This is a genomic window from Ruegeria lacuscaerulensis (genome assembly GCF_013031245.1).
Classification (GTDB): domain Bacteria; phylum Pseudomonadota; class Alphaproteobacteria; order Rhodobacterales; family Rhodobacteraceae; genus Ruegeria; species Ruegeria lacuscaerulensis_C.
Genome location: NZ_WPZL01000034.1, coordinates 17,766 through 33,071, shown reverse-complemented (window position 1 = coordinate 33,071; position 15,306 = coordinate 17,766). Strand labels below are relative to the sequence as shown.

At 58.7% G+C, this 15,306-nt stretch carries 12 protein-coding genes and 1 riboswitch; of the genes, 9 read left to right on the top strand and 3 right to left on the bottom strand.

The window, feature by feature from the left end; translation table 11 throughout:
- Positions 1-89 precede the first annotated feature (89 nt).
- Entirely contained in the window at positions 90-779 is a 690-nt protein-coding gene (locus tag GOX66_RS22155) for a glutathione S-transferase N-terminal domain-containing protein (RefSeq protein WP_170765561.1), read from the bottom strand.
- 122 nt (positions 780-901) lie between these two features.
- Positions 902-979: riboswitch (SAM riboswitch) on the top strand.
- 65 nt (positions 980-1,044) lie between these two features.
- On the opposite strand from GOX66_RS22155, the gene metZ reads away from it, so the two are divergent.
- The 5 genes from metZ (at position 1,045) to GOX66_RS22130 (ending at position 7,696) form a co-directional block, all read left to right on the top strand.
- Entirely contained in the window at positions 1,045-2,235 is a 1,191-nt protein-coding gene (gene metZ / locus GOX66_RS22150; RefSeq protein ID WP_170765559.1) for an O-succinylhomoserine sulfhydrylase, read from the top strand.
- A gap of 169 nt (positions 2,236-2,404) precedes the next feature.
- Positions 2,405-3,508, top strand: coding sequence for a GTP cyclohydrolase FolE2 (folE2, locus tag GOX66_RS22145; RefSeq protein ID WP_170765556.1), 1,104 nt, complete (start codon positions 2,405-2,407; stop codon positions 3,506-3,508).
- 274 nt (positions 3,509-3,782) lie between these two features.
- Positions 3,783-4,622, top strand: a complete 840-nt coding sequence (locus tag GOX66_RS22140; protein WP_170765554.1) for a transcriptional regulator — start codon at positions 3,783-3,785, stop codon at positions 4,620-4,622.
- Between the two features lie 51 nt (positions 4,623-4,673).
- Entirely contained in the window at positions 4,674-6,122 is a 1,449-nt protein-coding gene (locus GOX66_RS22135; RefSeq protein WP_170765552.1) for a TrkH family potassium uptake protein, read from the top strand.
- Positions 6,122-7,696, top strand: coding sequence for a thiamine pyrophosphate-binding protein (locus GOX66_RS22130; RefSeq protein WP_170765550.1), 1,575 nt, complete (start codon positions 6,122-6,124; stop codon positions 7,694-7,696). The genes GOX66_RS22135 and GOX66_RS22130 overlap by 1 nt, the downstream gene beginning before the upstream one ends.
- Before the next feature lie 49 nt (positions 7,697-7,745).
- On the opposite strand, the gene GOX66_RS22125 is transcribed toward GOX66_RS22130, so the two are convergent.
- Positions 7,746-9,485, bottom strand: a complete 1,740-nt coding sequence (locus tag GOX66_RS22125) for a serine protease (RefSeq protein ID WP_170765548.1) — start codon at positions 9,483-9,485, stop codon at positions 7,746-7,748.
- Between the two features lie 205 nt (positions 9,486-9,690).
- On the opposite strand from GOX66_RS22125, the gene GOX66_RS22120 reads away from it, so the two are divergent.
- Positions 9,691-10,620, top strand: a complete 930-nt coding sequence (locus GOX66_RS22120) for a glycine--tRNA ligase subunit alpha (protein ID WP_170765547.1) — start codon at positions 9,691-9,693, stop codon at positions 10,618-10,620.
- A gap of 8 nt (positions 10,621-10,628) precedes the next feature.
- On the opposite strand, the gene GOX66_RS22115 is transcribed toward GOX66_RS22120, so the two are convergent.
- Positions 10,629-11,261 carry a MarC family protein gene (locus GOX66_RS22115; RefSeq protein ID WP_170765545.1) on the bottom strand — a complete coding sequence of 211 codons (633 nt, stop codon included), beginning with the start codon at positions 11,259-11,261 and terminating at the stop codon, positions 10,629-10,631.
- A 91-nt stretch (positions 11,262-11,352) separates the two neighbouring features.
- On the opposite strand from GOX66_RS22115, the gene GOX66_RS22110 reads away from it, so the two are divergent.
- The 3 genes from GOX66_RS22110 to glyS are packed head-to-tail and all read left to right on the top strand — an operon-like array spanning position 11,353 to position 15,267.
- Entirely contained in the window at positions 11,353-11,874 is a 522-nt protein-coding gene (locus GOX66_RS22110; protein ID WP_170765543.1) for a DUF6446 family protein, read from the top strand.
- A 9-nt stretch (positions 11,875-11,883) separates the two neighbouring features.
- Positions 11,884-13,098, top strand: coding sequence for a sodium/glutamate symporter (gltS, locus tag GOX66_RS22105; RefSeq protein WP_170765542.1), 1,215 nt, complete (start codon positions 11,884-11,886; stop codon positions 13,096-13,098).
- 9 nt (positions 13,099-13,107) lie between these two features.
- Positions 13,108-15,267, top strand: coding sequence for a glycine--tRNA ligase subunit beta (gene glyS / locus GOX66_RS22100; RefSeq protein ID WP_170765541.1), 2,160 nt, complete (start codon positions 13,108-13,110; stop codon positions 15,265-15,267).
- The last annotated feature ends 39 nt before the right edge of the window (positions 15,268-15,306 follow it).

Sequence of the window (15,306 nt, the reverse complement as noted above, 5' to 3'; positions counted from 1 at the left end):
AACTGCACTTTGGCACATTCGATGCCGGTGGAGCAGGAGCCACCCACCTCATCCGCTTTGGGCTCGAAACGGACATTAGGCAAAACGCCTTACCTCTTAAACAAAACGCTCTGCGCCTTTTTGTGCCTATGATCTCCACGCAGTTCGGCATGTAGCGCGCGACCGGCCTGAACCCCCGGACGCGCGCTTACCGTTTCCAGCCAGCGGGCGAAGTGAGGTTTGTCCTCCAGCGCTTGTTGCTGACCTTCCCACAGGCTTGCCCAACCCCAGATCGACATGTCGGCAATGGAATAGAAATCACCCGCGACATACTCGTTCTCGGCCAGACGACGGTCCAACACCCCGTAAAGTCGTCCTACCTCGGCCCGATACCGGTCTTTGGCGTAAGCAAGGTCCTGCGGCGGGTCCAGTTGTGGGGCGTATTTCAGGAAATGGTGCGCCTGACCGGCCATAGGGCCGACTCCGCCCATCTGCCACATCAGCCATTCCTCGACCGCGATCCGGTCGCGTTCGGTTTCGCCGTAAAAGCGCCCGGTCTTGCGAGCCAGATACATCAGGATCGCGCCGCTCTCAAAAACCGAGATCGGCGCGCCATCGGGGCCGTCGGGATCGACAATGGCGGGCATCCGGTTGTTGGGGGCGATTTTCAGGAATTCGGGATCGAACTGCTCACCCTTGCCGATATTGACCAGATGGGTGGTGTAGGGCAGCTCCATCTCCTCCAATGCGATGGATGCCTTCCAGCCGTTCGGCGTGGGCCAGAAATACAGATCGATCATGGCGTCTCCTTGGGTTGAGCAGATCATGCGGCATTCTGCGCAATCGGCAAGAGGGAGTTACGAAAGCGTGACAGAGCGGCGACCGGGCTTGACGGCATAGGGCGCGCGGCGTATTTGCGTCGCACAAGCTACGTGGCGATTTGTTACCGGATTGCGGGCCACGCTAAACAACACCGCTAAAAGGTCAGGATGAAAGGCCCCTTTCGCTTGACCGCGTCTGGGGTTTTTTTGATGCCTTTGCCGGGCAAGGGCCGAGAGGATTGACATGAGCGAGAGCTGGAACAAACGCACCCAAGCCGTCCATGGCGGCATCCGTCGCAGCCAATACAATGAGGTCAGCGAAGCGATCTTTCTGACCCAGGGCTTTGTTTATGAAAACGCTGAGCAAGCCGAGGCGCGGTTCATCGAGACCGGCCCGGATGAGTTCATCTATGCACGTTATGGCAACCCGACCGTGTCGATGTTCGAACAGCGCATCGCCGCGCTGGAAGGGGGCGAGGACGCCTTTGCCACTGCGTCCGGAATGGCTGCCGTGAATGCAGCGCTGACCGCGATGCTGCAAGCGGGCGACCACGTGGTCTCGGCCAAGGCCCTGTTCGGGTCGTGCCTGTATATTCTGGAAAACATCCTGACCCGGTTTGGGGTCGAGGTGACCTTTGTCGACGGCACCGATCTGGACGCCTGGAAAGCGGCGATCCGGCCTGACACCAAGGCTGTCTTCTTTGAATCCATGTCGAATCCCACACTAGAGGTGATCGATATCTCGGGGGTTGCCGAGTTGGCTCACGCGGTTGGGGCCGTGGTGATCGTGGACAATGTCTTTTCCACACCCGTATTTTCGCGCGCGATCGAACAGGGCGCAGACGTTGTCGTCTATTCCGCGACCAAGCATATCGACGGGCAGGGTCGCGCTCTGGGTGGTGTAATCATCGGCACCAAGGAATTCATCCGTGGCACGGTCGAACCTTACCTCAAACATACAGGCGGTGCGCTAAGCCCGTTCAACGCGTGGATCATGCTGAAAGGCCTTGAAACCATGGCTCTGCGGGTCAACGCCCAAGCCGAGACGGCGCAAATCGTAGCTGAGGCGCTGGAAGGGCACGCGGCGCTGGAGCGGACGCTGTACCCCGGTCTGAAGACCCATGCGCAGAACGACCTCGTTCAGTCGCAACTGGGCGGTAAGGGCGGCACGGTGCTGTCGCTGGACATAAAGGGCGGCAAAGACGCGGCGTTTGCGTTCCTGAATGCTATGACGATCCCGGTGATTTCGAACAATCTCGGCGATGCCAAATCGATTGCCACGCATCCAGCCACAACGACGCATCAGCGGCTGAGCGATGAACTGAAAGAGGAACTGGGCATCACCCCCGGCCTGATCCGCCTGTCCATCGGTCTGGAGGACGCGGGCGACCTGCTTGCCGATATCAAGCGCGCATTGGACGTTTCTCAGCACTAAATCGTGTTTCAGACCTGCTAGACCCTGTTCGAATGCAAATGCGAAGGGCGCAATCACTGCGCCCTTCGTCGGATTTCGATCCGGGCTATGTTTTGATGCGTATATGGTTACACTGGAAAACGCGCTGAACCTGTATATAGTCCGGCGATCAACCGAGGAACTTTGATCGATGAACGTGCACCCCCGTGACATTGATGACGCACCTGACCATGATGAGGCCGCCGCCGCGCTGAAGACCCTGCGCAAATGGGCGGAATCCGCGACTGAGGCAGAGATCAGCCAGCTCGATCCTACCATCGCGCGTCTGGTGCCCGGGCTGGTGCCGGTGAGTTATCCTTCGTTGTCACGCAACTACCCCGAAGGGTTTGTGTCCGATGACGCCTACCGTGCGACTCTGCCCGACCTTCAGAACGGACCGTCCAGTCTGATCCGCGGGGCCAAGCAGCAGATTCAGCACGTGGGCATCTCCAATTTCCGCCTGCCGATCCGCTTCCACCGCAAGAACGGCGCGGATCTGACTCTGGAAACGTCGGTAACCGGGTCAGTCAGCCTAGAAGCCGAAAAAAAGGGCATCAACATGTCCCGGATCATGCGCTCGTTCTACAAACATGCCGAGCGTACGTTCAGCTTTGAGGTCATGGAGGCCGCGCTGGACGACTACATGTCCGATCTGGACAGCTTTGATGCGCGAATTCAGATGCGGTTTTCCTATCCTGATCGCGTGCAAAGCCTGCGGTCCGGGCTGGAAGGGTATCAGTATTACGACATTGCGCTGGAACTGGTCGAACAGAACGGCGTCCGTCAGAAGATCATGCATCTGGACTATGTTTATTCGTCGACCTGCCCATGTTCGCTGGAACTCAGCGAACATGCACGTTCCACCCGCGGGCAACTGGCAACACCGCATTCCCAGCGTTCGGTCGCCCGGATTTCAGTCGTCGTCGATTGCGATGCAGATTGTCTTTGGTTCGAGGACCTGATCGCGCTGTGCCGCCGCGCCGTGCCGACAGAGACACAGGTGATGGTCAAGCGTGAGGACGAGCAGGCCTTTGCCGAGCTCAACGCCGCCAACCCGATCTTTGTTGAGGATGCCGCCCGCCTTTTCTGTGCCGAACTGCTGGCCGACCACCATGTCGGCGATTTCCGTGTAGTGGCAAGCCATCAGGAAAGTCTGCACAGTCATGATGCGGTATCCGTTCTGACCCAGGGTCCGACCTTTGTCTCGGCCAGCCTGGACCCGCGTCTGTTCACGACGCTGTTCCATGTAGGGTAATCCACGGGGACGTCAGGAAGTCTCAAAATACGACTAACGGCGAATTTTTGCCGCACTGCGGCAAAAATTGCTGCACACGCACCATATTCCACGGTACAATAGCGGGGAATGCAGCCATGGTATGCGCGCTTTTCAGCGGTCATGCCGGACTGAAAGGAAGCCGAGACGTGTCACGCCGCGGGACTTCAAGACTTCGCATCCGTCCGAGATATCGGGACGGACAGGGTCCCTCGCTGTTGCTCAGGTTGCATCGCTATTACAGGAGAAACGACTAATGAATCTGATTACCCAACCGCTGGAATTTCAGGCGGCGGCCATTCGCATGGCCGGATATGCGGTCAGCAACCAACTGAAAATCATGCAAATCCTGACCAGCTCGGCAATGGAACTGCCGTTTGTACCGGTGCACGCACTGCACGCGGCGTCTTCGGCCCCTTCACCGGCCTCCAAGGAACCCGAGTTTAAGTCCAAGGCAAATGCGGTCAAACAGGCTGCAAAAGCCAAAGCGGCGCCGGTTGTAAGAGCCAAACCGAGCAAACGGGCCAAAACGACTGCGCGGGCAAAGGTCGAATCGCCCAAGCCTGCTGCAACCACAAAGCCCAACGCTCCGGCAAAACCCGCAACGGCCCAAGCCGCAAGCAAAACGGTTTCGAAATCTCCAAATCCGACTGCCACTGCGACACCAAAACCAGCACCGCGCACCCGCCGTGCTGCTGTAGCAAGGCCTGCAGAGCCGAAATCGACAACAGCGACTGCTGCCCCCAATACGCAAGGGGCCAAGCCTGCAGTGGTGAAGACCGCGGCCAAAACTGTGACTCCCAAAGTTAAGGCCAAACCCGCGGCCAAGGCGGTTGCCAAACCAACATCTGCGAAAACCACAGCAAAACCGGCCGCGCCCACGGTTTCTGCCAAACCATCTGCCCCCACGGCGCATGCTGTGAAACAGGCAGCGCCCAAGGTCGAGGCTGCAAAGCCCGCAGCGCCTAAGGTAGAAGCCGCCAAACCGATTGCGCCCACGGCTGAAACAGCTCAGCCAGCGGCACCGCATCGGCGCACGCGTGCTCCGTCAAAACCACCTGTTATGCCTGCATCAGCCAGCAAAACAGACAAGTAAAACGGGACATCCGCTTGACACAGTCGTGCAGGCGCGCCAACGCTGCGCCTCATGACGGATATGCGCCCGGTTGGATATGTGATTGGCCTGTTGGTCGCCATTCTTGGGGCGACCATGCTGCTGCCCATGCTTGCGGATCTCTTCGAAGGCCGGGGCGAATGGCATGTTTTTCTGGAAAGCGGCCTTATCACCATACTGACCGGCGTTATTCTGTCGCTCAGTTGTTCCAATGGTGTGGGCGAGGGGCTGACGATCCGGCAGACCTTTTTGCTGACCACTGGCGTCTGGGTGGCGTTGCCGTTATTTGGCGCAATTCCTTTTTTATTCGGTGAAACCGAACTGCGCTTTGTAGATGCTTACTTCGAGGCGATGTCGGGACTGACAACCACCGGTTCAACGGTAATCTCGGGCCTCGACGACCTGCCGCAGGGGTTGCTTTTGTGGCGCGGTGTTCTGCAATGGCTGGGCGGTATCGGCATCATTGTCGTTGCCATGGTTTTCCTTCCGGAACTTCGGGTCGGAGGTATGCAGATCTTCCGCTCGGAAGGATTTGAAACCATGGGAAAAATCCTGCCGCGCGCGCAAGAGATCGCGGGCCAGATTTCTCTGATCTACGTCTTTTTGACCTTTGTCTGTGCCTTGGTCTATGCCGGTCTGGGCATGAGCTTTTTCGACGCGCTGGTCCATGCGATGACCACCATCGCAACGGGGGGGTTCTCCAACTACGACGCGTCGTTCGCCACCTTTTCGGGACCAACGGAGTATGCGGCGTCGGTCTTCATGATCCTCGCGGCCCTTCCGTTCGTGCGCTATGTTCAGTTCGCCAACGGCAATACCACTTCGATTTGGCATGACAGTCAGATACGGACTTTTCTGGCGACAATCCTGGTGTTGGTCGCGATCATGGCGATCTTCCTGATTTCCGTGTTTCCGCACCATTGGGAGCAAGCGTTCCGGGAATCCCTGTTCAATATTACCTCGATCATTTCCGGCACCGGCTATGCCAGCGTTGACTATATGATTTGGGGCAGTTTTCCGGTGATGTTGTTTTTTCTGATCGGCCTTATCGGCGGGTGTGCGGGGTCGACTGCCTGTTCGATTAAGATTTTCCGATATCAGTTGTTATTTGCTTCTATCAAAACGCAAATCCGCCGGATCCGGTCGCCGCACGGTGTCTTTGCCCCAAGATATGACGGGCGCACGATCGGACCGGATGTTCTGACTTCGGTGATGAGTTTCTTTATGTTCTTTGTCGTGTCCCTCGGGGTGCTGGCCTGGGCGCTGGCCCTCACGGGGCTGGACTTCATCACCTCGGTTTCGGGGGCGGCCACGGCACTGGCTAACGTGGGGCCTGGATTGGGGGATCACATTGGTCCGGCCGGCAATTTTGCGGGGCTGAGCGATACCGCGAAATGGCTGCTGTCCATTGGCATGTTGGTGGGGCGACTCGAACTGCTGGCCGTATACGCGTTGTTCACCGTCCAATTCTGGAGAAATTGATGAAAAGGCCCTTGGGTGCCCAGATATCGCATATGTTGAAGGATCGGGGTGTTGACGTGATTTTCGGCATCCCCGGCGTGCATAATCAGGAAATGTACCGCGGCATAGAAGAGGCCGGTATCACGCATGTTCTGGCCCGCCATGAACAAGGGGCCGGGTTCATGGCCGACGGTTATGCGCGTGCGACTGGCAAGCCCGGGGTGGCCTATGTGATCACCGGGCCGGGGCTTTGCAACATCATGACCCCGATGGGGCAGGCCTATACGGACTCGGTGCCAATGCTGGTGATGTCATCCTGTCTGGATGAAACGCAGGGGGTGCACGGCCAGTTGCACCAGATGAAGGATCAACGTGCCGCAGCCGAAACCGTGACCGACTGGTCCTGTCAGGCCAACACTGCGCAGGCGGTTTATGGGCTGGTGGAGCGTGCATTCGAAGAATTCGAACTGTCTCGCCCGCGCCCCAAGCACATTCAGATGCCGATCGCACAGCTTGAGGCCGAGGCCGATCCCGCGCCATTTCCCAATCAGCCGGGGCTGCGTACCAAGGTTCTGCCGCCGGACATCGCTCCGGTTATGTCGCTGCTCAATATCGCCCGCAGGCCTCTGTTCATTCTGGGCGGCGGCGCACGGTCCAACCTTTGGCGGCAGATCCTGACCCAGCTTGGGGCCGCGTGTTTCACGACCTATGCCGGGCGCGGAATGGCCGGGCTGAGCTATGCGCTTGACTTCGGTGCAACGCTGCCGCGCCCGGGAAGTGCCGAGATCATTGCCTCGGCCGATCTGGTTGTCGCGGTTGGTACAGAACTGGGTGAAGTTGATCTGTGGCGCGACTCTCTGGGGCACAGCGCCAATCTCGTGCGCGTCGACCTGGATCCAAAGGTTTTGTCCGACCACCACCGGGCAGCGGTCAAACTGCAGGCGGATGGCGAGAGCTTTGCTCACACGCTTTGGGTTGCAATAGACAAAGTCCAACCCGCGACAGGCTGGTCGCCAGAGGAAGTTGCTGAGGTCCGTGCCCGCTGGCGCGCAGAAGTTGATGCGGAACGTCCGGGGATCGTACCGGTGATGGATGCGTTGCGCGATGCCATGCCTGCCGACACAATGATCTATTCCGACATGACCCAGTTCGCCTATGTCGCCAAAGAGGTTTGGGAGATGGCCTATCCTTACCACTGGCACCACCCGACCGGGTTTGGCACGCTTGGGTACGGGCTGCCTGCCGGTATAGGCGGCGCGGTGACGCGCAAAGGCAAGCCGACTGCCGTGATCGCAGGAGATTACGGGTTCCAATATACGATGACGGAGCTCGGCGTTGCTGTTGAACTCGGCCTGTCGCTTCCCATCATCCTGTGGGACAACGGCAAGCTGAAAGAGATCGAAGACAGCATGGTACGGGGTCAGATTGCCCCTAACGCGGTTGTGGCGCGTAACCCGGATTTCTGCAAGCTGGCCGAAGCGTTTGGTGCCTTGTCAGCCGCGCCCCGCAACCTGGAAGAGATGCAGGCCAATGTTCGCGCGGCTTTTGATGCGCCGGTTCCAACGCTGATCCGGGTCACGCCTGACATCATCTGAAAAAAACGCCGCCCGTATGGGGCGGCGTTTTGATCGTTTGTGGGTTGTTTTAATCCCAGCAATGGACAAGCACAGTCATTCCGTTTGCCCTGCGGCTCAACTCATTAGGTGAGATCAACGCCGCCGATTCTGCCGACTGACCCGACATGCCAGCCTTGGACAAAATCTCGTTCAGACGATCCACGGTGGCTGCAAGACTGACCGAGGCGGGCAGGGTACGCCCTTCGGACGGAGTGGGCAGAAGCATGCCGACAACCTGACCGCTGTCGTCGAATACCGGGCCGCCGGCGTCGCCCGGCTGGGCCGCCAAGGCCAGACGCTTTACGCCTTCTTCACCGTTCAGACCGCGCACATCCGTGATCTGGCCATAGGTCAGCGTCGGTGCGCCCAAAGCGCCCTGATAGGAAAAACCCGAAACCGCGACTTCGGATTGAATGCGGGGTTTGTCAGCGCTGAATTCAGCGATGCTGATCGGGGCCAGATTGCGGCTGGGACGCAGAACAGCCACGCCTGAATCCGCGTCATTCCAGGCCACCTGCAGTTCCTGATCACCTTCAAGCGTAATCCGGCTGCAGCTGTCGGCGGCTTCCGAGACCGTCAGGACCGTACCGCTTGCGTCGGTGAAGAAGCCGGACCGGGACAGGCGGGGCTTGCGCACTTGCAATCCCGAGACAAGGTCAATCCGTTGCTCAGCATCCGACCCGGCGCCAGCATCCAGAACGGCGTCATTGGTGGTAAAACTGGCCTTGATTGCGGCCAGTACCCGTGTTCTGCGGGCTTCATCGCCTTCGGGCCAGACCAGCGTAAAACCCTTGATCCGGCCATCTTTCAGAGCAGCCTCGCTGTACGAAACGATCCCGTTGCCGCGACCTTCCAATGTAAAGCGGTCACCGCGCAACTGACGCGGACCATCCAGAGGCACGATTTCCAGCGATTGCATGACTTCGTAAAGCGCGCGCAGCGTCGATTTGTTGCCTTCCTGACTGATCAGAAGCGCGCGGGCGTCCAGATCGGTCGAACCATTGAAATGCACAAAGGGCGCTTCGTATCTGTCAAATGCAACGACACCCAGCGGAAGATCCAGATCAATTCCAGCCTCCGGGTCCGAATAGCGATCCATACCAACACTGATCAGCGGCGCGTTGTAGTCGTCCATCAACGCCTTGCGCTGTGCCGTGGTCAGGACGCCGGTCGGTTCGAATCCGTTGAACCGCTGCCAGTCCCCCATCGAACGGCGGGTACCCTGACCGAAAGCGCCATCTATGGTGGCGTTGTAGAATCCAGCCGCCTGAAGTGCGGTCTGCAATTCCCTGCGTTCCTGCGCGGTCAAAAGACGCTCTGCCTGCAGCGCCTGAGATCTCGTTTCATCCGACGGTTGCGGCGTCAGTCCCGCAACCGGTTGTTCGGGTTGCGGTATGGGCTCAACAGGTGGGGAAACAACGCCCCGGTCCAGAATATTCGCGCCGATCGGCCAGAATTGCTGACCCAGAGAGCTTGAGAAGGCGATGTAGCTGTCTGTAGGAATTTGCCCCTCAGCACGGTAAACGCGCAAGACCTGTTCGGCGTCGCTGCGTAAATATGGTCCGATAACAATGGCATACCAGCCAGAGTTCAACCGAAATCCGTTCACGTCCGGCAGAACATTCGCATAAGCCTGCGCGCGTTCCTGCGCTTCACGCAGCGAGGGCCGCGCCTCGACCTGCACCCAGACGCCGGCGTCCTGTTGCGCAAAAACGGCTCTGACGCCGAAGGAAAATAGAAACAAAATTGCAGTGCATATGCGTGTCATTGTCTGCCCGTGTCCGCGGTGTTTTAGCTTTGCGGCAGACTACGCGATTTGAGGCGCGGAATGCCATGCCCGGAAAACGGGGAATTTCCAGTGTGGCGGCGCAGTGACAGCAGGGGCGCTTTGGCCCGTTGACGCCTCCTGGCCCCTTGCATAGGAAGGGCAAAACCGACCGGAACCGGGCGCGATGGCGTCCAAAGGGAATGTCATGACCGAACAGTCCAGCGCACCTCGCTCATTTCAGGAGATTATCCTGCGGCTTCAGACCTATTGGGCCTCGAAAGGCTGCGCCATCCTGCAGCCTTATGACATGGAGGTCGGGGCTGGCACGTTCCATCCGGCGACCACGTTGCGCGCTTTGGGGGGCAAAGCATGGGCTGCGGCCTATGTCCAACCGTCCCGTCGCCCAACGGACGGGCGTTATGGCGAAAACCCGAACCGGTTGCAGCATTACTATCAGTACCAGGTGCTGATCAAACCCAGCCCGCCGGACCTGCAAGAGCTGTATCTGGGTTCGCTTCAGGCCATTGGTATCGATATGGACCTGCATGACATCCGGTTTGTCGAGGATGACTGGGAAAGCCCGACCCTGGGTGCCTGGGGCCTTGGGTGGGAAGTCTGGTGCGACGGCATGGAAGTCAGCCAGTTCACCTACTTCCAACAGGTCGGCGGTCATGACTGTGCGCCGGTTTCAGGTGAGTTGACCTATGGTCTGGAGCGGTTGGCAATGTATGTGCTGGGCATCGACCACGTAATGGACATGCCCTTCAACGATCCGCAATCGCCCAGCCCGCTGACCTACGGCGATATCTTCAAGCAGACCGAAGAAGAATATGCCCGTTGGAATTTCGACGTGGCCAATACCGAAGTTCTGTTGCGGCATTTCGAAGAGGCCGAGGCCGAATGTGCCGCCATTCTTGCGCAGGGCCATGACGACCCAAAAACCGGCAAGCGTATCATCATGGCGCATCCAGCCTATGACCAATGCATCAAGGCCAGCCATGTTTTTAACCTGCTGGATGCACGCGGTGTGATCTCGGTGACGGAACGACAGGCTTATATCGGCCGCGTCAGGGCGCTGGCAAAACAATGCGCTGACGCGTTTCTGTTGACCGAGGCCGCTGGGTTCGAGGCCTGATGGGGCGCTCAGGCCAATCCCGGCAACAACACTTTCAGGCCAGCGGCGATCATGCCGATTGCGATGGCAGACAGGATCATGCCCATGAAGCGGCTCATGATGACTCGCGCGTTGTTCGACAGCCGTTTTGCCAGGGCCGACGCGTTCCAGAAAGTGATGAACAGCAAAAACAGGACGACCAGAAAAACACCCGCATAAACAATGGCATCCATGGGTTTGGAAATATGGTGCGCATACAGGATCAGGGTCGTGATCGTTCCGGGACCCACCAGAATGGGAAAGGCCAGCGGATAGAACGCGACGGTTTCAGGTGCCGGGTAAGATTGTTTTTCCCCTTCCGTCCCGTGGTGCGAACTGCTTTCGTTGCCGTTCAGCATATTCAGCCCGATCATCAGAACGACCAGACCACCCGCAACCCGCAGATCATCCACACTGATCCCAAAGAGACCCAGTGTTTGGTTGCCAATGGCAGCAAAAGCGCCGCCAAGGATCAGGCAGTAGGTGGCGGTTTTCACCGCAACTTTGCGCTGGTCCGCCGCCGTCAGGCCGTCAGTCACGCTCAGGAAGACAGGCAGGTTGGTAATTGGGTTCATGATCGCAAACAGCGCGCCGAAAAACCCAACGGCAAGGGTCGTGTCCATTCCAAAAGCCTCATGTCAGCCTGTATCAGGTTGGAAACTGTCGTATTTGCAGCAAGTTTGAAAGAGGCCGCGTGATCAGGATGTTCAAAAGATGACTGGAAAACTGCTTGCAATCATCCTCTTGGTGTCCGCGGCTCTGGCCGGAGGGGGCATGTATTACCTGCAGGTTTACGGGTTTTACTATGATGTCTCGCCTCAGCCCGGCAAGGACGTGACTTTATTGGCCATCGGTGCCGAAAACCCGCAACCGATCACCTATTCGGTGTTTCAGGCCATAGATGCCGACAGCTCTCCGATCCGATACCGGGCATGTTTTGAAACGGAATTGACAACAGAGGATCTGGCCGTATTCCAGCAGGTCGAAAGCCCCGAGCCTCTGACGGCCCCTGGCTGGTTTCATTGCTACGATGCAGTGGCTATTGCCGACGCACTGAAATCCGGGCAGGCGCAGGCATTCATGGGGGTTAAGAACATCCATTACGGCGTTGATCGGATCGTCGTCGTGACACAGGACGGCAAAGGCTATGTCTGGCACGCTTTGAACAATTGCGGCGAAAAGGCATATGACGGAACGGTCGTGGGTGAGGAATGTCCGCCCAGACCCGAAAACTGAGGCCCAGCTATGGCCGAAGCAGTGTTACAGGTTCCCGACTTTCTGACTGCGACACTCGGTTTCGCTGTTTACTTGATCGGTGCCGAAATCAACGCACGGGTTGCGGTCCTGCGCCAGTTCAACATCCCCGAGCCTGTCACGGGTGGGTTGCTGGCGTCCGTTGTGCTGCTGTTTCTGTATCTTTTCGGTGGCTTCGAACTGACATTCGGGCTGGCGACACGGGATTTCCTGCTGGTCGTCTTCTTTGCCGGAATCGGGCTGAATGCTCGGCTTTCCGATTTGATTTCGGGTGGTAAGCCTTTGTTTCTGCTTCTGGTTCTGACGCTAGTGACGATCGTGGCTCAAAACGTAGTTGGCGCAGTCGGTGCAGCGGCGTTCGGATATCCGGCGCAGGCCGGTGTTCTGTTCGGATCAGCCGCGTTGATCGGGGGGCACGGCACGGCGATCGCCTGGGCGCCCGAGGTTGGTACCGTGACCGGTTTAGAGGGCGCAACGGAACTGGGTGTGGCCGTGGCGACCCTGGGTCTGGTTCTGGCAGCTCTGGTTGGTGGTCCGATTGCACGTGTGCTGGTCGAGGGGAAAAAGCTGACCCCTGACCGTCCGGAAGAAGAGCACACCGTCGGTCTGCCGGATAACCCGGCTGAGGCCGCATCAAAGATCGACCACCTGACGATCATGCGGGTTCTGCTGTACCTGAATCTGGCGATCATCTCGGGCTACTTTCTGAATGAAGTGATCATCGCCACCGGCCTGAAACTGCCGCTGTTCGTGCCCTGCCTGATCATGGGGATCGTTATCGCCAACCTGCGCTCGGCTTTGGCCCCGAATGCGCCGCCTGTGTCACGAACCCCTTCGCTGGCGCTGATTTCGGAATTCTCGCTGGGCGCGTTTCTGGCCATGTCGCTGATGAGCCTGCAACTCTGGACCATTGCAGAGCTTGGATTGGCCATTGTGGTTATCATGGTAGCACAAACCCTGTTTGCCGTGACCTTTGTGATCTGGGTTCTGTTCCCGGTGATGGGCAGTAACTACCGCGCCGCCGTTCTGTCCGCCGGGTTCGGTGGCTTTGCTCTGGGGGCCACACCCACCGCTATCGCCAATATGACCGCAGTAACCAAGCGATATGGCCCGTCGCCTATTGCCTTTATCGTGCTGCCCCTTGTATCCGCATTCTTTGTGGATATCGCCAATGCCATCGTCATTCAGACGATCGTCAATTTCTAAGGACCGAAAATGCCCGACCTGCTGATCGAACTGTTTTCCGAGGAAATCCCCGCACGCATGCAAACCCGCGCGGGCGAGGATCTGAAAAAGCGGATTACCGACGGTCTGGTCGAGGCTGGTTTGACCTATGCCGGTGCCGCCGCGCTGACCACGCCGCGCCGCCTGACGCTGGCAATCGAAGGGTTGCTGGCCGAAAGCCCAACAATCCGTGAGGAACGCAAAGGCCCAAAGGTCGGCGCTCCGGACAAGGCGATTGAAGGGTTCCTGCGCGGTGCCGGCCTGACCCGCGACCAGCTTGAGGAACGCGATACGCCTAAAGGTGCCGTCTATTTCGCAACAATCGAAAAAGCCGGCCGCCCCGCAGCCGAGATCGTGGCCGAGGTGCTTGAAGCGACCATTCGCAATTTTCCCTGGCCCAAGTCGATGCGCTGGGGCAGTGGGCCGCTGCGCTGGGTGCGTCCGCTGCATTCGATCCTGTGCATCCTCAGCGATGAGGCGGGTACGCAGGTCGTGCCGCTGGAAGTCGATGGCATCACATCCGGCGACACTACCGCAGGCCACCGTTTCATGGCGCCGAACCGGTTTTCGGTCACGTCTTTCGACGATTACGCCGCCAAACTGAAGCGCGCCTTTGTGGTTCTGAACCCCGGCGACCGCGCCGAGCATATCTGGAACGATGCGCAGAACATGGCCTTTGCCGCCGGTCTGGAAGTGGTCGACGACAAGGGCCTGCTGGCCGAGGTCGCCGGGCTGGTCGAATGGCCGGTGGTGCTGATGGGGCAGATCGACGACGAATTCCTCGACCTGCCGCCCGAGGTGCTGCAAACCTCGATGAAAGAGCATCAGAAATTCTTCTCGGTCCGCAATCCGAAAACGGGCCGGATCGAGCGGTTCATTACCGTGGCCAACCGCGAAACCGCCGACAATGGTGCGACCATTCTGGCCGGGAACCAGAAGGTGCTGTCGGCCCGTCTGGCCGATGCCAAGTTCTTCTGGGAGAACGATCTGCGCGTCGCCAAATCTGACATCACCCAATGGACCCGCGCGCTGGAGAATGTGACCTTCCACAACAAGCTGGGCACGCAGTCCCAGCGGATCGGGCGTATTGCGGCATTGGCCCGTGAACTGGCTCCGGTAACCGGTGCGGAGGCGGATCAGGCAGAGAAAGCCGCGCGACTGGCCAAGGCCGATCTGAACTCGGAAATGGTCTATGAATTCCCCGAACTTCAGGGGCTTATGGGGCGGTATTACATCGAAGCTGCCGGCGAGGATGCTGCCGTCGCCGCCGTGGCACAGGAGCACTACTCGCCGCTTGGCCCATCAGATGACGTGCCGACCGCGCCGCTGTCGGTGACCGTGGCGCTGGCCGACAAGCTGGACACGCTAACCGGGTTCTGGGCGATTGATGAGAAACCAACCGGGTCGAAAGACCCGTTTGCCCTACGTCGCTCGGCGTTGGGGGTTATTCGGTTGGCTATTCTAAACGAGTTGCGAGTAAAACTTCGGGAACCAATGCAAGCCCAAGTGGAGCGCAATAGAAGCGCTGCACGTTCTGTTACAATCGACGATGTTCTGGACTTCGACAGTATTGAGGACTTTGACGGTGTTGGTAATGCAAGCGAACTGAGTTCAAAGGAAATTACCGGCGACCTACTCGCCTTCATTCACGACCGCCTGAAAGTCTTCCTCCGTGACGAGGGCATCCGCCACGACATCATTGACGCCTGTATCGCGATGGACGGCAATGACGACCTCAACTTGCTGGTCAAACGCGCCCGCGCCCTGAATGCGGTGATCGCGACCGAGGATGGTGAAAACCTCGTGCAGGGGTTCAAGCGCGCCAACAATATCCTGACGCAGGCCGAAGAGAAGGACGGCGTCGAATACTCCTACGGTGCGGATGTCAAATTCGCCGAGACGAATAGTGAACGGGCGCTGTTCGCGGCTCTGGATCAGGCGCAGGCCAGGATCGACCCGGCGTTGACGTCCGAGGATTTCCCTGCCGCGATGTCGGCAATGGCCGCACTGCGTGGCCCGGTGGACGCGTTTTTCGAGGACGTTCAGGTCAACACCGACAACGATATCCTGCGCCGCAACCGTCTGAACCTGCTGAGCCAAATCAGACAGGTCTGTTCCAGCGTGGCCGATCTCAGCAAGATCGACGGATGACCCAGAACGCCCTTGCGCCACTGGTGCAGGGGCTTATGC